Raw genomic sequence first — 23,353 nt, 5'->3', positions numbered from 1 at the left:
ACGCATCCTTAAAACTTTAACCTTTAGCGATCGCCTAATTTATGAAAAATACAGCTCATACAGTTACTTTTATGTTACATTATCAATATTTATGTAATATGTAAAGATGCCAGCGCTCATTGCTATATCTTTTTCCAAAAAGCTGGAAAATCATATAGGGACTATCTAGCATTTCATCCATCATTACAATGCCTCGTTACCTATAGCTTCATCCTTTCCTTTTTAGGACTACCAGATTTTATTACCGAAAATTATCATAAGACATAGGAGTGAAAATCAAAAATAAAATCAATTCTTATCAATTACTTCTCCCTGTTCCCTGTTCCCTGTTCCCTGTTCCCTCTTTTCTGGAGATGTCTATAGAAAAAAACTTCTGACTTCTGACTTCCTATTTCTGACTTAGAGCGCAGCGATAATCTTCCTTTTATCCCTAATGGTAGTCTAATCTAGAGCTGTCACTATATAGCTATGACAATGACAAATATACCTCCGAACCCACCTTCACGGTCAAGGCCAGTGGAACGTGATGAGTGGATTGCAATATTTGTAGCCTTAGCGACTCTTGGCAGTGTATTTTTCTGGACAACGACTAGAGGGAATGATGGGTTTAATCTATTCTCCAAACCTATTCTTTCTTTACCTAAATCTGAAATAGTTGATAGTCCAGATGTTAGTACAGAGGAGTCAATTTTTAGCTTAGGCACACCACAACTTAATACGCTGACTGGCGAACCAGAATCAAATTTTGGTCAAGCACTTTCTACTTCTGAAGAGTTAGAAACAAGTTTGGCTACTCTGACTCCTATTACTAATACTTTTGAGCAGTTAGAGACAAGTTTTAAAGGTTTGGCTCGAGCCAATACTGAGGCTGAGACAACACTAGAATTAGCCAAATCTACAAAAGTCCCACAAGTTGGAAAGGGTTTGGCCACATTAGGTATTGGAAGTATCTTACCTGGATCTCCAATGGCAACTGCACCTTTGCCTCTGGCCCCTCCTATTCCTAGTTTAACAACAGAGTCACCCACGACAGATTCTCCTTCTCCAGAGCAGGTAACTTTTGAGTCACCAGGGGTGAGTGAAACAGCAACTTCTCCTTCTCCAAAAGCAGAAACTTCTGACTCATCCACGGCAGATTCTCCTTCTCCAGAGCAGGTAACTTTTGAGTCACCAGGGGCGAGTGAAACAGCAACTTCTCCTTCTCCAAAAGCAGAAACTTCTGACTCATCCACGGCAGACTCTCCTTCTCCAGAAGCAGAAACTTCTGAGTCACCAGGGGCGAGTGAAACAGCAACTTCTCCTTCTCCAAAAGCAGAAACTTCTGAAATTCCGTTAGTCGGTACAGCAGCGCCATCTCCTGAAATATCTCCTATTGGCAAAATTAAATTTTCTGATGTTCCAGATAATTTTTGGGCCAGTAATTTCATTCAACCTTTGAAAGAACGTGATATTATTGCTAAGGTTGATAACGATAAATTCGAGGCAGATAAACCTGTAACTCGAGCCGAATTTGCTACTCAAATTCCTAAAGTATTTGAGGAAAAATTAACAGAAAGTGCTGTTAACTATAAGGATGTACCAGCAGATTCACCGACTCAAAAAGAAATTCAAACAGCTACTAAATCTGGTTTTTTGAGTGGGTATCCAGGAAATATTTTTCGTCCAGAACAAGAAGTACCAAGATTACAGGTATTAGTTGCTTTAGCTAGTGGCTTAAATCTGGAAATTCCATCAAATCCTGATCAGGTTTTAAGTATTTATCAAGACAAAGAAAAAATACCTGATTGGGCTAAGGAAAAAGTAGCAGCAGCTACTGCAACTGGATTGGTAGTAAATCATCCAGATGTAAAAATTTTGAATCCAAATAAACCTGCTACTCGTGCTGAAGTTACAGCGATGTTTTATCAGGCTTTAGTAAGATTAGGAAGGGTAGAACAGGTTTCATCAGAATATATTGTGACTCCGAAAAATTAAAATCGGCTGTCTTTTTTGATGAACAGTTTTTCTCTAAATATTTACCCTAAATAATCAATGTCTAAAACACCCGGTTTCTCCTAGAGACCGGGTTGCTAAATAGAAAGTTTAGATCGGCTGCAATGTTATATCATGTCCGGTTGAATACTTATAAATAAGGAGTCAGGAGGGAAGAAGAAGGAAGTTTTTCCTGAACGGTATTAAAGGGATATAATATTACTATTCATTGATCATATAGCAATGTGCGCTGTGCGCTGGCATACTTACAAATTACAAGAGGTGTCCAATAGCTAAAATCTTATATTATAGGTTTTTTATTTCGCCTATTGCCTGTTGCCTGCGCACAGCGCTATACCAGGCGCGATCAATGTTGCCTCTAAAAACATATAGATAATTTTGGTATTAGAATTGCTCTGTTTTTCTCAAAACTTATTTATCTAATTGAGCGAGAAAATATATTATTATTGGTTTTGTTCTTACTTATTTCAACTTCGGTTATTCCTGATTCCTTTCCTACAGCATTTGTAAAATTATTTTTAACCCATGGTATAAGTTATCAGTAAATAAAAACTTGACTCTGGACAGGTAGCCAACCTAATAAAAATAATAATTAGGTAATTTAGTTGACTTAATTAGTTGATTAAGTGAATATTTTTCTTTAAAGTAATTGAGGATATTAAGATGGATTCAAAAGAATTAATTGAACGCTACAATAATGGAGAAATTGACTTCACAGGAGTAGATTTGCGGAAAGCTAACCTAGAGAGAGCTAATTTACACAGAATATGTTTACGGAATGCTTGCTTAAAAAAAGCTTCTCTCGAAAAAGCAGACCTACGAGGAGCTAACCTCAGAGGAGCAGACTTAACTGACGTTAGAATGAATCGTGCTTCATTGATAGATGCAGATCTAAGTGAGGCTCAAGTTAAAGGGTCGGCAGAATTTCGTGAAGCAGACTTTTACAGAGCAGACTTAACTAAAGCAAATTTAAGTGGGGCTGACTTTCGTGAGGCAGATTTTCGGGAAGCTTCTTTGCGAGAGGCTTGTTTAGAGGGCGCTTCGTTACGAGAGACAGACCTGCGTTTGGCTTCATTAAGTGGAGCAAATCTCAAAAAAGCATCTTTGCGCAAGGCCAATTTATATAAGGCATCTCTAAGTCAAGCTGACTTAACTGAAGCTGATTTAAAGAATGTAGACCTAACTCATACAAATTTGCATGGCGCAATAATGCCTGATACTACGGTACATGAGTGAGAAATTTATCCATAACTAACCGATTAACTCTTCATACTCATTCTGCCGACTATAGTTACAATTTTGAAACATAATGACCGAAAAATTCTGGTCAATAACCTCCCCTTTTGAGAGGATAAAAAGCAGTCGTTTTGCTGGCGCACAACTCCGTTAACGCTGCGCGACATGTTTGCGTTTGCGCAGCATCCCGTAGGGAAGCATTCCGTAGGAAAAAGGGGAGCTTCCCGAAGGGTGAGATGCGGCAGGAAACCTGCGCCATATCCAATGGACTAAGAGAAAAGAGAATATTCCATATTTCAAGCATCAGGCTTCAGCTAGAGGTACTGTTAACGCAGTTCCCGCCTTAGGAGGCTAACTGATAACTGAAATGACTTGATGTTAAGACAATTGCCTAAGATGCTAATTTTTTGAACCATTAGGACCATTAAGCTTGGACTTTTTTTAACTAAAAAATGCGCTCAACCTTTATATGTCAATGCTTTTAGATTTAATCAGCAAGCCCTAATTATTAATTATTAATTATTAATTATTAATTGTTGAAAAAATACCTTTAATTCTCTCAATTGTACGCTGATTTTCTTCAGGAGTTCCTACCGTAATTCTTAAACCACCACCTGTATGACGAATTAAAGTCCCATGATTTTTAAGTTGCTGCATCAAATTATTTAAACCTTCTTCCTGAGACAGTTTTTCTCCTAATAAACTCAACCCTTTATCTGTAAGTCTGGCATAAAAGAAATTAGCCGTACTTTCCCAAACTTGTAGAGCTGAAATTTCCGCAAAACTATCAAATAACTTAGCTCTTTGTGTCACAATTTCTGGTATAAAAGATAGTACATCTTGTCTGTGGGCAAGAACTAATTTAGCCGCAGCTTGAGAAAAACTTGGTAAGTTGTAAGGAAGGCGAACTTTTTCCAAATTAATAATAACTTCTGGATCAGCGATCGCGTATCCTACCCGGAGTGAAGCTAATCTAAAAGCTTTAGAAAATGTTCTTAAAATTACCCAATTAGGATGTTGATTTAATTGTTCAGCTACAGTAGTCTGACTAAACTCAAAATAGGCTTCATCAATTACTACCATAATTTCTTCAGGCAAACTAAGCAACCATTCTAATTCTGTAGTAGTTAAAGCATTAGCTGTAGGAGAGTTTGGATTAACAACAAATACTACTTTTATAGTGGAATTTTTTCTTTGATTAATAGCATCTTGAGCTGCAGAAATATCTATTTCAAAATTTTCCTCATTTCTACCAACATTGACTATGGGAATACCAAGAGTTTTGGCAAGAATAGAATACATAGAAAAAGTAGGAGTAGCAGTTAAAATCGAACCTTCTCCCCCTAAACAAGTAGCAATTAAAATAGAACGAATTAACTCATCTGAGCCATTACCAACGGAAATATTATCGGCAGAAATATTAGCTGATGGAGTTGCTTCATTTACATATTGAGCTATAGCTTCTTTAAGCTTGAAATGACTGCCATCTGGATAACGGTTTGTTTCAATTAATTCTTGATAATTTGCAGCTAACTTTTGTTTTAAATTATCTGGTAAATCATAAGGACATTCATTAGTATCTAGTCTATCTAAAGGAATTTCTGAACTGCCACCAGGATGAGGTGTATAAGCTTTAAGATTACTAAGGTCTGAACGAATAAAAGGTAGCATAAATTTTTTGGAGTTATTTTTGCATCCTAATTATGAGGATGTTATTCATTATAGTTAATTCTTGAATTATTCCTTCATCAATTATCTTTTTATTTTGGGTTTAATACCTAACTGTCACCCGTGGTGTTTAGAATTGGTCGGGGTTTGAGTCCCCATCCATTTTTTCTTCCTTCCTTCTTCAAAATATTTGCAACATTTGATTGCCTTCTTTCTGAAATTCATAAGTTACTTGTTTAGTTTCTGCTTTATATCCTTGAGTTGTTAAATTTTCAATTATTGGTGTTAATAATGATGAAATTTCTCCAGAAAGTTTAAGCAAAGGAAAAATTCGTACTTGTTTGGCAACTCGACACATTTCTAAAATTGATTCTAGATGAAATTATGCTGAGAGATGCTCAGAATATAAAAATAGAAAATGGTTGCATAAAGCTAAATCAAATTTGTGATTATTAAAAGGAAGTTTCGGCAATTCAGCAGTTAAATAACGTTTTTACTGAAACCCATCAGAAAAATCTAATAAAAATTTTTCCATTGTTGCCATTATGACCTTTAGTAGATTTTCTGGCGACTGTAGATTTTGCCAAACAAAAGTATCATAATTTGCCTGTACTTGGTCAATCATATTTTGAGAAATTTCCTGAATACGTTGAGAAATTTCATCAGCACTAAACTGATATATTGGGTCGCAGGAAATGACATTATATCTTTGAAAAGTCATTTCATAATTAAAACTTGATGGTCCTGATGCACAGTCGAGAATTTTTAATTTCTTCTCTTCTGGGGTAAGGTTGAACATAGAAATATATTCGTCAAGATTTCGACCCCAAGGTACTATTTTTTCTAGTTTAATTGTCATAGTTATTTTTTAGGAGTCAGAAGTCAGGAGTCAGGAGTCAGAATAAATCGCTTTGATACTATTTATTAGGTCACAATTTATCTTTTTTGTCCAATGGATATCTCCTATAAAGTATTTTAATGACTCTTATTATTCGTAACATTCTTTTTCCAAATTGGTATTAGATCCCACTACATCCCTCAAATTTTGGTGCTTCACAAAATGATTTGACTATTGCGGCATACGCAACACAGAGGGGGAAGTAGATATTTTTCTACTACACACTCGGAGGTTATGCGCTTCACAAAATGATTTGACTATTGCGATATACGCAACACAGAGGGGAAGTAGATATTTCTCTACTACACACTCGGAAGTTATGCGCTTCACAAAATGATTTGACTATTGCGGCATACGCAACACAGAGGGGGAAGTAGATATTTCTCTACTACACACTCGGAAGTTATGCGCTTCACAAAATGATTTGACTATTGCGGCATACGCAACACAGAGGGGGAAGTAGATATTTCTCTACGACACACTCGGAAGTTATGCGCTTCACAAAATAATTTGACTATTGCGACATACGCAACACAGAGGGGAAGTAGATATTTCTCTACGACACACTCGGAAGTTATGCGCTTCACAAAATGATTTGACTATTGCGGCATACGCAACACAGAGGGGGAAGTAGATATTTTTCTACAACACACTCGGAAGTTATGCGCTTCACAAAATGATTTGACTATTGCGGCATACGCAACACAGAGGGGGAAGTAGATATTTCTCTACTACGCACCGGAAGTTATGCGCTTCACAAAATGATTTGACTATTGCGACATACGCAACACAGAGGGGAAGTAGATATTTCTCTACGACACACTCGGAAGTTATGCGCTTCACAAAATGATTTGACTATTGTGGCATACGCAACACAGAGGGGAAGTAGATATTTCTCTACGACACACTCGAAAATTATGCGCTTCACAAAATGATTTGACTATTGTGGCATACGCAATAGAAGGGGAGTTAGATATTTTTCTACTGCAAACTCTAAAGTTATGCGCTTCAGAAAATGATTTGACTATTGCGATATACGCAATAGAGAAAGGAAGTAGATATAGCAGTCCCCAAGGTGCTTAGGACATAAAGAGCAAATATAATATTGGCGGAGCAAGTGTGGCCACTATTCGCCTAATTATGGAAATAATTTAATTTCTCGGAAATCTACCCTAAACTTTTCCTCCCAATACCTCCGGTGACAAAACCTGATTTAACTTCCCACTCCGGTATCCTTCTAAATCTAAAGTGACATAAATAAACCCAAACTCTTTAAATCTTTCTACCAACTGAGGTAAATTTATTGTCAACACAAATTCTTTGATTTGTTCTGGCGGAAGTTCAATTCTGGCAGTATCTTTTTCCGAACGGACTCGTAAATTTTTTAATCCCAAATCTCGCAAATATCTTTCCCCACGACCAACTCTTTGTAACTTTTCAAAAGTAATTTCTTCCCCATAAGGAAAACGGGAACTTAAACAAGGTTGAGCTGGTTTATCCCACCAAGGCAAACCCAATTCTTTAGCAAGTTGTCTAACTTCAAACTTACTAATTCCTAATTCTGCTAAAGGCGATCTAGCTCCTCTTTCTTTTGCTGCTTGAATACCAGGACGATAATCTCGTAAATCATCTGCATTTACCCCATCTACTACATAAGAATAACCCCGCTTTAAAGCCAAAGGTTTGAGAGTATCATGCAATTCGCTTTTACAAAAGTAGCAACGATTTATTGGATTAGAAGTATAATTAGGATTCTCCATTTCATTAGTTTCTACCTCTTCATGAGAAATACCAATTACTGCTGCTTGAATACGAGCATCTTCTAAATCTTCAGGTAATAAAGAGGGAGAAATAGCAGTTATAGCTAAAGCTTTATTTCCCAATACATCATAAGCAACTTTTGCTACTAAAGTGCTATCTATTCCGCCGGAGTAAGCAATCAAAGCTTTCTCCATTTCTGAAAATATTGTTTTCAGTTCTTTGAGTTTTTTTGTTAACATCATTTTCTCTATTTATTGATTTTTACTGTTGTTAATTTAATTATTATTGATTATAGCAATTACACAAGGAAGAGGGAAGAAGGAAGAAGGAAGAAGACATATTAGATATTCTGTTATTTTAGAGATTCCATAAGTCAAGAGTAGTAATGGAAGTTGCTATAGATGCTAGTAGGGTGCGGTGGAAATACAGCTACTATTTTTATTGATCACTTATTACTCAGTTTTTTGTACAACCTCAAAGCTTCCTCTAGTTAATTGACTTAAGAAAAAACATGCAAATTATTTTTTCTAATACCATTTTCAAATCAAGATTACCCTAGTCAGATTTTCTGGGGAAACTCTCAATTAACTGCCATTCCTAGAATTAACTATTACCCAACTTTTCTCACCTACAACCTCAAAGCTTCCTCTAGTTAATTGACTTAAGAAAAAACATGCAAATTATTTTTTCTAATACCATTTTCAAATCAAGATTACCCTAGTCAGATTTTCTGGGGAAACTCTCAATTAACTGCCATTCCTAGAATTAACTATTACCCAACTTTTCTCACCTACAACCTCAAAGCTTCCTCTAGTTAATTGACTTGAGAAAAACCAGACAAATTATTTTTTCTAATACCATTTTCAAATGCAAGTTTCCCTAGTCAGATTTTCTGGGGAAACTCTCAATTAACTGCCATTCCTAGAATTAACTATTACCCAACTTTTCTCACCTACAACCTCAAAGCTTCCTCTAGTTAATTGACTTGAGAAAAACCAGACAAATTATTTTTTCTAATACCATTTTCAAATGCAAGTTTCCCTAGTCAGATTTTCTGGGAAAATTCTCAATTTCCTACGATTCTTGAAATTAGAACACTTTGCCCAGATAGTGAGGTACAGTTTTAAAATTAATCTCTTTTCCCTACCCCCTACTTCCTACTCCCTAAATTCCTAAAATTTTGTACCTCCAACACTAGAAAAATTGTATAAATATTAGCTCAAACTTTCTCAGCGACAACCTCAAACCTAGCACCTAAAACTTTTTTAAATTCAAAACTCTCGCCTAGCAAAAATAGCTATAGTAATAGATAAAAGCAACATTGTATAAAGCAAAGCATAACCAAAATTAGTAACTAAAGTAGCTATACTTGGCAGTAGACCATATACAGCATCATTTTTCAAATCTAATCTGCTTAAATCTGGCAATACTATATATAATCCCATCATTAACTTTCTAATTCCAGGATTATCACTTAACTCACCCAATTTAACTAAATCTCTACTTAAATTCCCCATTAAATAAACGCCAAATGTAAATAATGTCGCTAATAGAGAACTGGTAAATACACCAAATAAAATTGCTACTGCAGTAAGTAAAGATAACTGAATAAAAATAAATATTACTGCTACTAAAATACTAACTATAGGATATGAAATACCACTTAGATTCAGAATTAATCCATATATTATTGTCATAGTCAACAATAAAACAGCCAAAACTGCTGATAAACCAATATATTTACCAATAATTAATTCCGAACGACTTAATGGTTTAGCAATCAAAACATAAACAGTACGTTTTTCAATTTCTTTATTCACCAAAGCAGTGCCAATAAAAACCGTCACTATCAAACCTAAAACACTAATAACTGCTAACCCAAAATCTAAGATTATTTTATCCTCCGTACCTATAGATAATTCTGGAATTAATCTAATAGCAGCAACCATTAATAAAGTAAAAACAACAATTAAATAAAGGACGCGATCGCGAATTACTTCCCAAAATACATTTTGAGAAATTGCCAGAATTCTCCCTAAATTCATAAAATGTTTCCTAACCTCCTATTTCCACTTATTTTTTATCTCTAATTTTTTTTCACATCTTAATCTTTATTATTTTGGGTTTAATACTCTACCGTCTACAGGGTATTAACAATTGGTTGGGGTTTGAGTCCCCATTCATTTTTTCTTCCTTCTTCCTTCTTCCTTCTTCCTTCTTCAAGACTGGTTTTCTGCTTTAACAAGTTTCTTTTCTACAGCACCACATTCAATATTTCCAACTCTAATTGGTACTGCTGCATTTTGTGAAGTATTACCATAACTTCTTTGACCTACTCTTTCTTCAATTTTACAACTTTTACTCAGATAATAACTTTCATCTTTTGCTGTAATTCCTTCCCAAAATAATTGTAAATCTAACTGATATCCAGACTGATTAGCAACTATTGGCGTTTGTAACTTCCAGAAATCATCTTCTTTAACTTCAGATATTTCTTTAGTCACTTCATCTTTAATATTTTGCAGTTTCAACTTCATATTAGGTACTGATAAATCCACTCTTTGAGTTGCTAACTCATTGTTCAATTTCTCTTGCATTAAATTCAGAATTTTTGTACCTCTATAATCATTTATTGAGGGCGTTATCAGTCGATAAACAAATGTACTTTTACTCAAATCATCTTCTCCCATTGTGGGATATTGTTCTACTATTTCCTGAATCATAAAGTATAATCCCAACCAACAACTAACCAAAAAATTTACCAAAATTAAAATGACAAAACTAGGCTTTGATAATACATTAACTTTTTGGTCTGTCAATTCTTCCGGAATATTCAATACTAAAATTATCGCTGCTATGCACACAGCAATTATTGGCCAAGACACTATAGCTACATACTTCAAATTGCTCTCTAATTTTTCATATAAAAGAAAGCAAATTAGCCCTGCTGTAATCCAGGGACTTAAACTGATACCTCGAAATACAAATGGTTTCTGAGTTGTCAACCATCCGACAGCAAATGTTAAAAATAACCAGCTTAAAACAGAGATAAAATCAACTTCTACTTCCCTATTACTATCAATTTCAGACACAGCTATTGACACCAGTAATAACATTCCGCTCAACAATAAAAATGTTTGCCAATGCCAGAACTTAGGAGGAAGTAATAAATTTAGTAGATTCTTTAAAATGTCAGTAATACCTTTAAACAGATCGGTAAAACTTTTCCAAATTTCTTTCATGTTAATTCAAACCTCTGCATAAATAAAATAAATACTATTGCTAAATGACTGCAAATATGAGCCAGTGTAATCACCAAAAACCTTGGCGTTCTTAATTGTCTTAATGCTTGTGATAAATTCATACTAGCACCACTATTTTTATATTTTTCATTCCATAAATTTTCACACCAATTCAAACTGATAAACTTCACAATTAGAGAAAGCAAAAAACTAAGAAATATGAAAAGTATAAATATAGGATAAATTGTGCCAATTTTACCAAATAAAATATAAGCTACGACTTCTTTTTCCCATATATTTGGCACAATACTTACTGCATAAAAAAAGAATATCCACCCTATACAGGTAGAAATTAAATTCATTACAGTTGCATACTGAACACTAACTTTTGGAATGAATTTAAGTCGGTATTGAAAAAAAAATGATTCAATGGCAATTACTAATAATAATATTAAAGAGCTAGAGACAATAGCCCTCAAAGGCAAAATAGTTAAGTTCATAGCTAATTTTTGGGGACAAATTCAATAATTTAGAATTTAGAATGCGCGAATTTAGAATTACCGAATAATTAACTAATTAATAATTAAATAATTCTGGTTGAAAGCCTCCCCTTTTAAGGGAAAAAAAAGAAATAATATTTCCTTATATTCAATTCCGTAACGGTTTTAACCAGAGGTAATTATCAATTATCCATTATCAATTATCCATTAATGAACTCTTCTTATAAATTAAGAGGATGGGGTCAAAGGATTTTTTTTTATCTTGGTCTCATGGTTATGGCGTAGGTTTCCTTGCCATCCCACCCTACGGTAAGCTCCGAAGATCGACCGCTTTTTTCTCCATGAATGGAGAGGCTTTATACCTGAATTTTTCGGTAAATAAAATATAATTCAGTCGGTCTGAATTTTGATATTATTTAGATATTATCTAAGTTAAGTAGATATAAATTCTGCTCGTGGTATTAAAAAATGTTAATTGCTCTAATATAAATTTCAATTAGTTAACTTACACAATGATGAAAGTAATCAATAACAAAAAGGTAAGTTGCTTTAGATAAACTCTAATATTGTCTATTCCTCCTTCCTTATTCCCCGGTCGTGACAGTTAACTTGTAATTTTTGTCCAATACAGAATTACTATTAAAAAAATAATTACCAATTTAATAGATAAATACTTACTTATGAGACCTATGAGAAGAAACGGGATTGGCATACGCACTGCACAAGCCATGTCAGAAAGAATTGTGGGACAAATTCATGTTTACGATGGCTCCAGCAAAGGTAAATCTCAAGCAGCATTAGGAGTAGTTTTACGTTCCATAGGTCTAGGGATACATTCTGACTCTCTAACTAGAGTATTACTACTGAGATTTCTCAAAGGTCCTGACCGCTCTTATGATGAAGATGCTGCCATAGAAGCCTTACAGAAAGGCTTTCCTCATCTAATAGACCAAGTACGCACTGGTAGAAGTGAATATTTTGGCCAGAATGAAATTATTACATTTGACCGTCAAGAAGCCCAACGAGGTTGGGATGTGGCCAAAGGAGCGATCGCTTCTGACTTATATTCAGTTGTGGTCTTGGACGAACTAAATCCAGTTTTGGACTTAGGTCTATTACCAGTGGATGAAGTCCTTCACACTATAAAGGATAAACCAGAACAGTTAGAAATTATTGCAACAGGTCGTGCAGCTCCTCAAGCTTTGTTGGACATTGCCGACTTACATTCAGAAATGAAACCCCATCAACATCCAACTGCTCAAGCTCATAATATTACAGGGATTGAAATTTATACTGGTGCTGGTAAGGGTAAGTCTACTAGCGCTTTGGGTAAAGCATTACAGGCCATAGGTAGGGGTATTAGTCAAGACCAATCTCATCGAGTCCTAATTATACAATGGCTCAAAGGAGGTATTGGTTATACAGAAGATGCAGCGATCGCCGCTTTACGTCAAAGCTACCCAAATTTAGTGGATCATCAACGTTGTGGTGGAGATGCTATTGTGTGGCGAGGACAACAAAAAGAAATAGATTTTGTCGAAGCAGAAAGGGGTTGGGAAATAGCTAGGGCAGCTATAGCTTCTGGTTTATATAAGACTATTATTTTAGATGAACTTAATCCTACTGTAGATTTAGAATTATTAGAAGTAGAGCCAATAGTTGAAGCTTTATTACGCAAACCAAAAGATACGGAGGTAATTATTACTGGTCGTTGTCTTAATCCACCAGCATATTTTGATTTGGCTAGCGTTCATTCAGAGGTTTTCTGTCATAAACATTATGCTAATCATGGGGTGGAGTTAAAACGTGGAGTTGATTTTTAAAAAGCGGTCAGTAGTCAGTCGTCAGCAGTCATCAGTCAGCAGTAAACGTTTAGAAGGGGAATGTTACCCCTCCGCGCACCTTCCGGTTTATAGAAACTGGGGATATTTTACCCAAGTAGGAGCAAATGGCTATTCGCCCCTACAAGCTGATAGTTGTTTGCATAGCATTCTGGTAGGGAAATGCGCTCAAGCTAATAGCTAGTTAGGGTTTGCTGATTAAATCTAAAAGCATTCACATATAAAGACAAGTGCCTTTTTGGAGCCTTTAAAAAGTACCTGGTTTTCAGCTCTTCACGCCCAAAAAGGAGCGTATTTTAGGCGCATAGTTGGACAGAAAAATCTTGGGAAAATTCTTACTCCTACCTCCTCTACATTCCCATTTCTCCCCTTCTGGGAGGGGTTAGGGGTGGGTTGTCTCCTGTCTCCTACCCCAGCAAAAAGACTTTATTCAGCACACCCTAATTAAAAAATCAAAAAACTCCCAGCTTTGAGTAACTGGAAGTCCTACAGAAAATTATTTTTGTCCTATGGCAAGAAAATTATTTGACGAGAGAAATTTCTTTTTCAGCTTGCTCAGGTACAACTTTATTATCTTCAACTAAGTCTAGCTCGCCACCAGGTGCTTCAGGATGTTGTTGAACAACTGTTTCTTCTGCTGGTACTTCCATAAACTCATCGCCAGCATCAACATCAGCTTCTGCTTTACGAGTAATATAACGACTAGCAGAAAAAGCACCTAATCCCATTAAACCTACTGTACCAGCAGCAATACCAGCAATAGCAAAGTCAGACTTGCCGGGAAAATTTTTGCTTAACCAAGAGTTTAGTGAAACTAATGATGTTTTCGACATCGAATCTTGACCCTTGTTGCTGAAAATACAAGCTTCTGCGGTACTAGAAAAAAGTACACCACCAGCGATCGCTACAGTAGACAAGACACTGGCCATAATATGATGTTTTTTCATTGTTTTTCAGTAAAGTAGCTTTTGATTAAGGGATCTTAACAGCACTTTCTAAAAGTAGCAACCAAGTGGGGGAGTAGGGGAGAGGGGGAGCGGGGGAGTAGGTAGGGACGTTGCATGCAACATCCCTACAGAGAAGTATAATGCTTATGAATTAGTATAATTTTTCTCTGTCTAAAGTTCATCACTAGTATATGTCAAATACCCAGTAGTTCCTTGCTATAATTTAGAGAAGTTCATCCTGCCTAAAACTTGCCTTACAAGTTCAAAAATATATACAGTAATTACCTAATAATTAAGGTTTAAAATATCTTATTCCTTAAATAAATCAATAAAAAAGGCGTTGCTGAATTAAGGTCTGAAAATCAAAACTGAAGAATTTAAAATATTTGTCATTCAATAGTTTAGCAATCGCCAAAAAACAAAAAATATAAATATAGCAGTCGAAGGAAAGGTTAGGAAAGATCGAAAGCTTAAAACTCAGACTTCCTTCTTCAATCTGGAGAAATATCGCTGATTTCTTCATCAGGATTGAGACAATTAGATAATAATTCTTCTGTAGTTAATCCAACATTAGTACTTAAACCAACCACACAAAAAGAAAAACGTTCGGGAAGTAAACTAAGACGACAACTTTCTAAAATAGCAGCTTGATTAGACTTATCTCTAATTGATTTATTAATTGTTTCTACACAAGTGCCCAACTCATCAACTCTTCTAACTCGTTGACAATTAAATAGAATATCTTCTGCTGAAAGTTCTTCTGTTGTACTATCATATATTTTTGTAACGCATCCTGATAAACCTCTGGGTTTGAGAGCTGCACCACAAGCATTAGCTACTTCTGCTTCAGATAAACCCACACTTAGCAATTCTTCAGAGCAAATTTTAAAAGATTTTTTATTTGCTTGAGCTGTTGCTAATTCCGGATTAACTATCAACAGGCCATAACTAAAAACTCCTAATAAATAAATCCAGCGCCAATGAAAGAATTTAATAGATAGAGAAAACTTCTTAAGGAATAAATTAGAAAAGTTAATGTTAGAAATATTAGGCATAATAAATAAATCAATAGGTTTACTATTCAAGAAAGGTCAATTGACAAAGCCTTGGTTAAATAGTATATAATATAAGATTGTGGTTAAATTTGATGTTAATGAGGAAATTATATGTCTCGATATAGAGGTCCACGCTTAAGAATAGCGCGTCGTCTTGGTGACTTACCAGGACTGACTCGCAAAAGTCCCAGACGTGCTTATCCCCCTGGTCAACATGGTCAAAATCGCAGAAAGCGCTCAGAGTATGCAATTCGACTAGAAGAAAAGCAAAAACTGCTTTATAATTATGGTCTGAGAGAACGGCAACTCCTACGTTATGTAAAAAAAGCTCGTCGTGCAGCAGGTTCCACAGGACAAGTATTATTGCAACTACTAGAAATGCGTTTAGATAATACTGTATTTCGTTTAGGAATGGCACCAACTATTCCCTCAGCACGACAGCTAGTTAATCATGGTCATGTAACAGTAAATGGTAAAGTTGTTAGTATTGCTAGTTATCAGTGTAAACCAGGAGAGGTAATTAGTGTTAGGCAAAAAGAGGCATCTCAGGAATTGGTAAAAACTAATCTTCAATATCCTGGTTTAGCTAATATTCCTAGCCATTTAGAATTTGATAAAAATAAACTTGTTGGTAAGGTTAATAGTATTGTGGAACGGGAGTGGGTGGCACTTCAAATTAACGAACTATTAGTTGTGGAATATTACTCCAGACAAGCATAGAGATTTTATATCAGGGAACAGGGAACAGAGAACAGGGAACAGGGAACAGTAGGAAAAACATTTTCCCTTCTTTGGTTTATTATCAGTCTATGTCCTAATTAGGGTTTGCTGAAAAAGTCTTTTAGTAGGGGTAGGAGACAGCTATACTGGAGACAGGAGACAGGAAAAACGGGCAATGAGCGAGGAGGTAGGAGTAAGAATTGTTCCTTAATTTTTCTGTCATGCTCTTGCCTAAAATACGCTTCATGCATGAGCGTCAAGAGCTGAAAACCAGGCACTTTTTAAAGACTCCAAAAAGCCTAAAGTCTTTAGATGTCAATGCTTTTAGATTTGATCGGTAAGCCCTAATTAACTCGTTCTTTGCTATAGTTTTTTATCTTAATTTTTGATTTACTCAACTAAACCCCGTTTAGTTTATTTTTAGGCGGGGTTAATGAAGTTAGAAGTCAAAAGTCAAAAATTAAGAGTCAGAATTTTTTTTGGTAACTGGGATTTTGAACAACTCTCCAAAAACATTTCGCCTCAAAAGGCTGGGTTTTAGACCCAATTATTTTGATAATATTGAAGAAGACAGAAGGCAGAAGGAAAAATTGCTGATGATAGTCAACGACCGATCATTTCGTGTCTTATAACCCCAAACAATTTTAAGCACTCCCGTTGATAACTGATAACTGATAACTGATAACTGATTTCAACCACCAATTTGTGACATAGTTCGACCATAACTTCCAGTAGTGCCAGACTCTCTTTGTTTAAAATTAATTTCTGGTTTAATACCCAACAAATATTCTACCTGCTGCCGTAACTCCTCAACAGAAACCCCACTACGCAGCGCACTTTTTAAATCTATTTGACCCATTTCATTCAAAAGGCAAGGTCTTAACCATCCATCTGCTGAGAGACGCATTCTATTACAGCGATCGCAAAAACATTCTGACATCTGACTAATAAATCCCAGTGTCCCCTTTGCTCCAGGAATCTGAAATACATCGGCAGGGCCATTTCCTTTAACAGAAGATTCTGTCAACCCCCATCGTTTCCTAATTTTTTGCCGTAACTCTTCTGAAGATATCCAACCTCGATCGTCAAATAATTTATCGTTACCAATGGGCATAAATTCAATAAATCTAACGTGCCAATTACGGTCAATAGTTAAAGCTGCTAAGTCTAAAACTTCATGGTCGTTAACCCCAGGAATTACCACTACATTTATTTTTAAAGGGTCAAAACCTACATCATAAGCAGCTTGAATGCCATTCCAAACCAGTTGCCAACGACTACGACCCCGATTACCAATAATTATATTAAAAGTATCTGAGTCTAGAGAATCTAAACTAATATTAACTCTTCTCAAGCCAGCTTTATATAAATCTTTTGCCATACCCGCCAACAAAAATCCATTGGTGGTCATTGATAGGTCTTGGGTCTCTGGGAAAGAGGCGATCGCTTCTACTAAATCTATCACACCAGGACGTAATAAAGGCTCGCCTCCGGTTAATCGAAACCGAGTAAAACCTACAGGAATAAAAACTTCTTTTAGTAGAGTTAATAATTCATTATGAGTTAGTAAGTTTTGTTGTAATACATAGTTAATTTCTGCACCTTCTGGCATACAGTATTGACACCTAAAATTGCAACGATCTATCAGACTAATTCTTAAATAATCAACTTTATTCATGTTAAAAATATTGTATGGAATACAATTTGATATTATACTGAATAGCTAAGATATTTCTTAGGAGTCAGGAGTCAGGAGTCAGGAGTCAGAATGAATGGCTTTAATAGCAGTTTTTAGGTCTGAATTTATCTTTTTAGCCTAAGATATATCTCCTATAAAATATTTTAATGACATAGTCAGAGTTAAAGACGGAAAAAAGCTATAGCAGGGAATAGTTCAGGAAAGCAACAGCTCATCTGTGAGAAAAGTAAAGTATCTCTTGTGTCTTACAGTTCATCATCAACATAAGTCAAACACCAACTCGTTCCTTGCTATAGAATTTGGATTCTAAATTTCAGTAAGTTGCATAGATAAATATCTGAGCATTATTAAAACAGATTCTTTTGATGAAGTTTAGGTAGGAAAATATTTTTCTTACTGTTGCCTCTCGACTATTGCCTGTTCCCTGCAATAGCACAAAAGTGCATAAATAAAGACAACAACTCCTAACATTTCAAAAAACTCTTCAATCGTTACCAAGATTTCATAAAAAAAGTTATTAGTATCATACAAATAAGCGTAATATCCACCAACCATTTCCATCCCTATTCCACCTCCAACATAAAATATTCCAGCGAGAAAAAATAGATATTTTATTTTTCTAGGCAGAGACTGAAGAAATTTTAGATAAATGAATAGAACAGTCATAACTAATATTAATCCTGGAATTACCCAAGTGTAATAAAATATTCCCGTCGCATTCAGCATATCTCGCAAAGGATGAATTAGTTGTTCGTGCAAGCTAATTGTTTCATCAAGTCCTAGATAGAAAAATATGACAGATAGACCTATCCACTTCCAAAGATATTTATCCTTCTGTTGCCATTTTTTATGAGAAATTATTCCCAGAATGACACAGCAAAAAAATAAACTAAAAGATGAAAATAATGAAGGAATGGTATATTCTCCATCTACATTAAATTTATCAATCAATTCGGTAGAATTAGAGAAACCATAATATTGAAAAAACTGCCCGGTAATACTGGCAATAGTTAAGCCAATAACAATAAATATCAGAAATATAATGGTTTTTTTGGGAGATAAATAAATCATATTAAAGTTACTAATTTAGGAGCGTGAAATTTTGGCGACATAATCTAAATTTTGTAACGCCCCGTTCACCAGTAGCTAGACAAGGGGATTTTTACGAGTTACTCATGCCAAAATATAGCATGAAATTATCAATCTTTTATTACTGCAAACCTAAAGAATCTGCTCTCGATTATCATAAATAAGTTCCATTTTTGATAATTCATTTTCCGAGCAAATAGTAAAATCTATTTTAATTTCACTTCCTTGAAAATATTTATTTATTTCATTTTTTATAAGTTCAATTCCACTCATTGCATTCTTATCAGGATCAACTAATATTATATCTATGTCATTAAATATTTTCTGCCTAAGATAAGAACCGAAAAGATAAACTTTACAATTACATTTAAGAATTTCACTTTTTTTCAATGCAGATGATAATCTACTTATCCTGCTTGCTTTCTCATCCTTAAGCAAATAGTTAAAATATTTTTCCCCTTGATAACGAATTGCTCCCATGAATTCTCTGAGCATAAAAAGACCAATATTACTATTGATACATTCTTTTTTAGCACTTATAGAATAATTAGAATAGGGATGAGAGCAAATAATAGCGTCTATATTTGGATCGACTGATTGAATCTTTTCAAGTGTATATTCAGTAAAGTAATAGGTATTAGTAACAAATACTTTTAGTTCCCTTTCATCACTTAAAATAACTTTGAATATTGCCCTATTTAAAGCATTCATTTCTTTGATAAATGAATGATTTGCTAAATACTCATTTATATATTTGGATATAGTATATTTTCTGTACTCTATTTCCTCTTCCCCTCTAACTTCTAAATCTTGCGTTTGTATTCCTAATTTATTTTTCACAAAATGATCGAACTCTCGTGGAAAAAGTTTGTAATCGTTTACCTTCTCTTCAAAAAGACAATTTTCTTTGAAAGAATCCGCATGAATTTTATATCGAAGCATTTGTCTATAAAGCTCCCAAGGATATTTAAAATTGCGTTTATTCCCTTCAATTAAATCAATAATTTTTTGATTATTAGGTAAAATTGTGTCAAGACATCTTTTCTTCCATACTTTTTTCACATCGCCTGAATTTCCTTTTGTTGCCTGTTCTGAAAATGGATCATATTCCTCAAAAATAGACCTATTTTCTTCTAAAAGGTCATTTACTTCTCTCAAAATCTCATTTTCATCAGTGGTTACTAGAGTCTTAAAAAGTGCTTGGATTTTACTAGAGTGTTACTCTTTCCATTCGGATATTTTTTCGACTGAATATTTATCCTCAAGTTCATCTATCATCTTATGACAATCAAGACAAAGCATAATTAAGTTAGACGTACCATTCTTTTGTATAGAATCAGCTAGTGCGTGTTCTGAGCGAGGTCCAGTATTTCCTGCCCCAATAATATGAGCAGCATTGGCTATACTGACAGATTCATCTCCAATATCCGAAAACAGGTACTTATTACAACTAGGGTTTTGACAAAATCCTCCGCACTGAGACCATAACTTTCGTTTCGTATTAGTTGATATTGATTCCCTAGCCATTTATGATATTTGCTGTATTGATTTGGATGAAGGTTTGAATAAGTAATACTAACATGAGATTTTTAATATTTAGACTTAATGTCTAATTTATAGTTAAAACGCACCGCCTTTTTAGGCTTATAAAAATCCCTTCGTTCAAAAGTTTATAACCAATAAATATAACAATAAGTTTACCTTTGAGCGTTAGTTTTAATGGATAATTTTGCAGAAAAATATAGTATTTAAAAAGCATATATTAATCTTTTAACCCACTGCTCTATCCAACAAAAAAATCAAATTTTAACGACAATGATACAACTTATAACGATAACCATTTATTTTAGGTAGAGAATTAGAATATTTCAGACAATTGAAAGTTTCTAAATCACTTCCCTCCACTTTCAAATTAACTGCCCATAAATCTAGAGGTCGTCGTGTTTGAGATAGGAATTTAGCCAAAGCTGAATCAGGAATTAATCTTTGCTCTTTCTGTCTTTTCATTAATAAAAATTGAGGTTGAAAAAAGCTAGAGATATTGATGCTATCTTCTTGACGTTTAAATTCCAGACCAAGTGCAACTAAAGCCCGAATTTCAGCATGAGTTTGATAAGTTGTAGCAATTAAAGACGGATTTTTAGACTGTGTTTTAATAGCCTCAACTAAAATATCTGCACGCCGTGACTTTTGATAACCATAATTACTGACCACAGTTAATCCACCGCATAAACCCATTAACAAAACAACAACCACAACTCTTTTATTAATCAGTTTTAAATTTGCCAAAATTAAATATTTTTTCGTTGCTCCTTCCTCTTTTGTTTTCCCACTTCCCAACCTCTGTAAAAAATTTCTTAACTGGAAAAATTGAAAATTTTTCTCCTTCTCAGAAAAAACATTTTCCTCCTCTGCCTGATTTTCCAAATTATCCCAACATTTTCCCAATATTGCAGCTAATAAAATAATGACAATAGGAAAATAAACAAAATGATAACGAGCAGCAAGAGATAAATCTTTTCCCATACCGTAAATAATAAGTAAAAATAAAGCGATCGCTCCTACGAAAAAACCGAGAAAAACCTGAAAAGATAAACGGTTATCAATATCATTCATCTGTGCTTTCCCACCTTGCCATAAACCAGGAGCAACCCAAACCAACATAATCAAAAGTGTCACTCCAGATAAAATAGTCACAAATAAACTTGTCCCTTCAATGGGCAAAAGCCATACCATTGTCAATACCCAACCCAATAAACGAGGGATAGGATGCCAAATTTCATCAAGCTCAAAGCTAGTTGATATCCAGTCAGTAAGTTGACTATTGCCAATACCACCCATAATAGGCAACCAAACCAAACAACTAATAAACGTTCCCAGAGCAACCAAATAAATTCGCCACCAATAACGTTGAAATAGGTTTTGAATATCTCTCAACCAAAACCAAGCAATAACTAATCCCTCCGCAGTCAACGCCAAGGCAAAAAAATAGTGAGTGGAAATTCCCAAACTATTAATTATAACCCAAAGCAACCCCAGCCATATTGGAAATATCTTGCGTTTTTGGAGATAAGGCATTATTGCTGTCAAACAAGTTACAGAAGCAATAATCCATAAAATAGTTAAAGTGTAATGACGAGATTCTTGGGCGAGGTAAATGCCATAAGGAGAAATTGCCATTAATGCTGCTGCTATATGACCTATTAATGGAGAAAACGCCAAGCAACCCAAGCCAAAAATTGCCGGAATAGCAATTACACCAAAAATAGCACTGAGCGATCGCCCTACCCAAAGAGAAACCAATTCTCCGTCAGTGGTGAATAATTTAAACCACAAATGATTTAGTACAAAATAGAGTGGAGGATGATTATCTTCACCCAGTAGATGATCAATGACATCGGTAGGAGTAGAAGTTGACTCAAATTGTAAGGGTGACAGCAATTGGTCTAGACTAATAACTTGATCTAAAGGTAGGTCAAAAAAGCTATGACCCAGACTATAACCCAATGTAGCAATTTCGATAGATGAGGCAGACTTGTCAGCTAAGTTTGTCCAACGCAGAGCAATACCTAGAAGTATCCAACTACATAGCAGTATTAGATGCAACCACCTCTGATGATTTTGGTTAACTCGATCATTTCTCATTCTTTTGAGTGACATCTCCCACGCTAAGCTGACGCTATAGTATGGACTTCTCGTTTCCTAGCCCCGGTATCCCGTCGGGCTCCACGAGCTTTAAGGACGGAATGCCCTACCGCCCTATTTTTGATATTTATCGCCGCATTTAAGTCGCGGTCTATTACTATGCCACAATGCGGACAAGAATGAGTTCGTATGTCTAATTCTTTAGGGACTTTTTCTCCACAATTTGAGCAATCTTGGCTAGTATTTTTGGGGTTCACAGCTATAGTCTTTTGTCCAGCATTTCCAGCTTTGACAGTTAAAATAGATAAGAATTGTCCCCATCCAGCATCATTAATTGATTTACTCAAACGGGTTTTTGCTAGCCCTTTAATATTTAAGTTTTCATGGGCGATAACTTCAGCTTTTGATAATAATTCATTGGCTGTTTTGAAGTGAAAGTCTTTACGCTTGTCAGCTACTTTTTTATGTTGTTTAGCCACAGCTTTGACAGCTTTTAACTGTCTTTTGCTACCTTTCTTTTTACGAGATAAGCGTTTTTGTAGAGTCTTTAATCGCTTCTGAGATGAGCGATAATATTGAGGAATGGGAACCGACTCTCCGTTACTTGTTACCAAAAAGTCTTTTAACCCCATATCTATCCCCAAAGTATTTTCTGAGGTAGGTTTAACTTCAGTTGTGAACTGAGGAACCGACTTATCTTCTAGGGATAGCGTCACATAATAACCATCAGCTTTGCGACTAATAGTAACAGTTTTGATTTGAAATCCTTCTGGTATTGGTCGATGCTGAATCAACTTTACCTTACCAATTTTGGGCAAGTTTATCTTGTTTCCTTCAATGCAGTCTTGCTTGATTTGAGGATAGCAAAAGCTTCGATAACGTCCTTTTCCCTTCAACCTTGGCTTCCCTAATCTAGTTCCATTTTTGTCTGCCTTAAACCATCTATCAAAGGCAAGTTTTACCCGTTTTGTGCAGTCTTGTAATACCTGAGAATGAATTAGCTTGTATTCAGGAAACTTATCTTTGGTATTGACTAAATCTCGTTTTTGAGAGTAATAAT

The 23,353-nt window shown here is 35.1% G+C and carries 21 protein-coding genes; 6 read left to right on the top strand and 15 right to left on the bottom strand.

Annotated features, from left to right (window positions below; all coding sequences use genetic code 11):
* The first annotated feature begins 468 nt into the window (after positions 1-468).
* Both F6K27_RS25410 and F6K27_RS25405 read left to right on the top strand, forming a co-directional pair.
* Positions 469-1,974 carry an S-layer homology domain-containing protein gene (locus F6K27_RS25410; protein WP_287278981.1) on the top strand — a complete coding sequence of 502 codons (1,506 nt, stop codon included), beginning with the start codon at positions 469-471 and terminating at the stop codon, positions 1,972-1,974.
* Positions 1,975-2,655: 681 nt separating this feature from the next.
* Complete coding sequence (locus tag F6K27_RS25405) at positions 2,656-3,228, top strand: pentapeptide repeat-containing protein (RefSeq protein WP_287278980.1); 573 nt, start codon at positions 2,656-2,658, stop codon at positions 3,226-3,228.
* A 522-nt stretch (positions 3,229-3,750) separates the two neighbouring features.
* Here F6K27_RS25405 and F6K27_RS25400 read toward each other — a convergent pair.
* The 3 genes from F6K27_RS25400 to F6K27_RS34020 form a co-directional block, all read right to left on the bottom strand.
* Positions 3,751-4,899 carry a histidinol-phosphate transaminase gene (locus tag F6K27_RS25400; protein WP_287278979.1) on the bottom strand — a complete coding sequence of 383 codons (1,149 nt, stop codon included), beginning with the start codon at positions 4,897-4,899 and terminating at the stop codon, positions 3,751-3,753.
* A 178-nt stretch (positions 4,900-5,077) separates the two neighbouring features.
* On the bottom strand, positions 5,078-5,254 hold the full coding sequence (locus F6K27_RS34025) for a hypothetical protein (protein ID WP_338043248.1): 177 nt from the start codon (positions 5,252-5,254) through the stop codon (positions 5,078-5,080).
* A gap of 135 nt (positions 5,255-5,389) precedes the next feature.
* Entirely contained in the window at positions 5,390-5,755 is a 366-nt protein-coding gene (locus tag F6K27_RS34020) for a hypothetical protein (RefSeq protein WP_338043247.1), read from the bottom strand.
* Positions 5,756-6,652: 897 nt separating this feature from the next.
* Between F6K27_RS34020 and F6K27_RS25390 the strand changes: the two genes are divergently transcribed.
* Positions 6,653-6,877: a hypothetical protein gene (locus F6K27_RS25390; RefSeq protein ID WP_287278978.1), complete on the top strand. Its 225-nt coding sequence runs from the start codon at positions 6,653-6,655 to the stop codon at positions 6,875-6,877.
* Between the two features lie 89 nt (positions 6,878-6,966).
* Here the strand turns inward: F6K27_RS25390 and larE are convergent, their stop codons facing one another.
* From larE to fraC, 4 genes are all read right to left on the bottom strand, one after another.
* On the bottom strand, positions 6,967-7,794 hold the full coding sequence (gene larE / locus F6K27_RS25385; RefSeq protein ID WP_287278983.1) for an ATP-dependent sacrificial sulfur transferase LarE: 828 nt from the start codon (positions 7,792-7,794) through the stop codon (positions 6,967-6,969).
* Between the two features lie 1,032 nt (positions 7,795-8,826).
* Positions 8,827-9,600 (bottom strand): ABC transporter permease, encoded by a 774-nt coding sequence (locus tag F6K27_RS25380; protein WP_287278977.1) that lies wholly within the window; start codon positions 9,598-9,600, stop codon positions 8,827-8,829.
* 174 nt (positions 9,601-9,774) lie between these two features.
* Entirely contained in the window at positions 9,775-10,797 is a 1,023-nt protein-coding gene (locus tag F6K27_RS25375) for a DUF5357 family protein (protein WP_287278976.1), read from the bottom strand.
* Complete coding sequence (gene fraC, locus F6K27_RS25370; protein ID WP_287278975.1) at positions 10,794-11,297, bottom strand: filament integrity protein FraC; 504 nt, start codon at positions 11,295-11,297, stop codon at positions 10,794-10,796. Before fraC ends, F6K27_RS25375 begins: the two co-directional genes overlap by 4 nt.
* Before the next feature lie 689 nt (positions 11,298-11,986).
* On the opposite strand from fraC, the gene F6K27_RS25365 reads away from it, so the two are divergent.
* Entirely contained in the window at positions 11,987-13,120 is a 1,134-nt protein-coding gene (locus F6K27_RS25365; RefSeq protein ID WP_287278982.1) for a cob(I)yrinic acid a,c-diamide adenosyltransferase, read from the top strand.
* Positions 13,110-13,322 carry a hypothetical protein gene (locus F6K27_RS25360; protein ID WP_124155199.1) on the top strand — a complete coding sequence of 71 codons (213 nt, stop codon included), beginning with the start codon at positions 13,110-13,112 and terminating at the stop codon, positions 13,320-13,322. Before F6K27_RS25365 ends, F6K27_RS25360 begins: the two co-directional genes overlap by 11 nt.
* 337 nt (positions 13,323-13,659) lie before the next feature.
* On the opposite strand, the gene F6K27_RS25355 is transcribed toward F6K27_RS25360, so the two are convergent.
* Entirely contained in the window at positions 13,660-14,085 is a 426-nt protein-coding gene (locus F6K27_RS25355; protein ID WP_287244415.1) for a hypothetical protein, read from the bottom strand.
* Positions 14,086-14,576: 491 nt separating this feature from the next.
* Entirely contained in the window at positions 14,577-15,140 is a 564-nt protein-coding gene (locus F6K27_RS25350; protein WP_287278973.1) for a hypothetical protein, read from the bottom strand.
* 111 nt (positions 15,141-15,251) lie between these two features.
* Between F6K27_RS25350 and rpsD the strand changes: the two genes are divergently transcribed.
* Positions 15,252-15,860: a 30S ribosomal protein S4 gene (gene rpsD, locus F6K27_RS25345; RefSeq protein WP_124146974.1), complete on the top strand. Its 609-nt coding sequence runs from the start codon at positions 15,252-15,254 to the stop codon at positions 15,858-15,860.
* A gap of 691 nt (positions 15,861-16,551) precedes the next feature.
* On the opposite strand, the gene moaA is transcribed toward rpsD, so the two are convergent.
* The 6 genes from moaA to F6K27_RS25315 all read right to left on the bottom strand — a co-directional run.
* On the bottom strand, positions 16,552-17,538 hold the full coding sequence (moaA, locus tag F6K27_RS25340) for a GTP 3',8-cyclase MoaA (protein WP_287278972.1): 987 nt from the start codon (positions 17,536-17,538) through the stop codon (positions 16,552-16,554).
* Between the two features lie 414 nt (positions 17,539-17,952).
* Positions 17,953-18,630: a hypothetical protein gene (locus tag F6K27_RS25335; RefSeq protein WP_287278971.1), complete on the bottom strand. Its 678-nt coding sequence runs from the start codon at positions 18,628-18,630 to the stop codon at positions 17,953-17,955.
* A gap of 150 nt (positions 18,631-18,780) precedes the next feature.
* Complete coding sequence (locus F6K27_RS25330; protein WP_287278970.1) at positions 18,781-19,806, bottom strand: nucleotidyltransferase domain-containing protein; 1,026 nt, start codon at positions 19,804-19,806, stop codon at positions 18,781-18,783.
* Positions 19,807-19,866: 60 nt separating this feature from the next.
* Positions 19,867-20,175: an HNH endonuclease gene (locus tag F6K27_RS25325; RefSeq protein ID WP_287278969.1), complete on the bottom strand. Its 309-nt coding sequence runs from the start codon at positions 20,173-20,175 to the stop codon at positions 19,867-19,869.
* A 279-nt stretch (positions 20,176-20,454) separates the two neighbouring features.
* Complete coding sequence (locus tag F6K27_RS25320) at positions 20,455-22,308, bottom strand: glycosyltransferase family 39 protein (RefSeq protein WP_287284635.1); 1,854 nt, start codon at positions 22,306-22,308, stop codon at positions 20,455-20,457.
* An 8-nt stretch (positions 22,309-22,316) separates the two neighbouring features.
* Positions 22,317-23,353: transposase (locus F6K27_RS25315; protein WP_287278967.1), on the bottom strand; the 1,037-nt coding region annotated here is incomplete at its 5' end.

This window comes from Okeania sp. SIO2F5, assembly GCF_010692685.1.
In the GTDB taxonomy this organism is placed as follows: domain Bacteria; phylum Cyanobacteriota; class Cyanobacteriia; order Cyanobacteriales; family Microcoleaceae; genus Okeania; species Okeania hirsuta.
Note: the sequence above shows the minus strand (reverse complement) of the source record. Positions and strands in the feature narration are given on the sequence as shown.

Excerpts from the sequence above, each read along its gene's own strand:
- F6K27_RS25410 (WP_287278981.1), top strand. The coding sequence starts at position 469 with ATGACAATGACAAATATACCTCCGAACCCACCTTCACGGTCAAGGCCA.
- F6K27_RS25405 (WP_287278980.1), top strand. The coding sequence starts at position 2,656 with ATGGATTCAAAAGAATTAATTGAACGCTACAATAATGGAGAAATTGAC.
- F6K27_RS25400 (WP_287278979.1), bottom strand. The coding sequence starts at position 4,899 with ATGCTACCTTTTATTCGTTCAGACCTTAGTAATCTTAAAGCTTATACA.
- F6K27_RS34025 (WP_338043248.1), bottom strand. The coding sequence starts at position 5,254 with ATGTGTCGAGTTGCCAAACAAGTACGAATTTTTCCTTTGCTTAAACTT.
- F6K27_RS34020 (WP_338043247.1), bottom strand. The coding sequence starts at position 5,755 with ATGACAATTAAACTAGAAAAAATAGTACCTTGGGGTCGAAATCTTGAC.
- larE (WP_287278983.1), bottom strand. The coding sequence starts at position 7,794 with ATGTTAACAAAAAAACTCAAAGAACTGAAAACAATATTTTCAGAAATG.
- F6K27_RS25380 (WP_287278977.1), bottom strand. The coding sequence starts at position 9,600 with ATGAATTTAGGGAGAATTCTGGCAATTTCTCAAAATGTATTTTGGGAA.
- F6K27_RS25375 (WP_287278976.1), bottom strand. The coding sequence starts at position 10,797 with ATGAAAGAAATTTGGAAAAGTTTTACCGATCTGTTTAAAGGTATTACT.
- fraC (WP_287278975.1), bottom strand. The coding sequence starts at position 11,297 with ATGAACTTAACTATTTTGCCTTTGAGGGCTATTGTCTCTAGCTCTTTA.
- F6K27_RS25365 (WP_287278982.1), top strand. The coding sequence starts at position 11,987 with ATGAGAAGAAACGGGATTGGCATACGCACTGCACAAGCCATGTCAGAA.
- F6K27_RS25355 (WP_287244415.1), bottom strand. The coding sequence starts at position 14,085 with ATGAAAAAACATCATATTATGGCCAGTGTCTTGTCTACTGTAGCGATC.
- F6K27_RS25350 (WP_287278973.1), bottom strand. The coding sequence starts at position 15,140 with ATGCCTAATATTTCTAACATTAACTTTTCTAATTTATTCCTTAAGAAG.
- rpsD (WP_124146974.1), top strand. The coding sequence starts at position 15,252 with ATGTCTCGATATAGAGGTCCACGCTTAAGAATAGCGCGTCGTCTTGGT.
- moaA (WP_287278972.1), bottom strand. The coding sequence starts at position 17,538 with ATGAATAAAGTTGATTATTTAAGAATTAGTCTGATAGATCGTTGCAAT.
- F6K27_RS25335 (WP_287278971.1), bottom strand. The coding sequence starts at position 18,630 with ATGATTTATTTATCTCCCAAAAAAACCATTATATTTCTGATATTTATT.
- F6K27_RS25325 (WP_287278969.1), bottom strand. The coding sequence starts at position 20,175 with ATGGCTAGGGAATCAATATCAACTAATACGAAACGAAAGTTATGGTCT.
- F6K27_RS25320 (WP_287284635.1), bottom strand. The coding sequence starts at position 22,308 with ATGTCACTCAAAAGAATGAGAAATGATCGAGTTAACCAAAATCATCAG.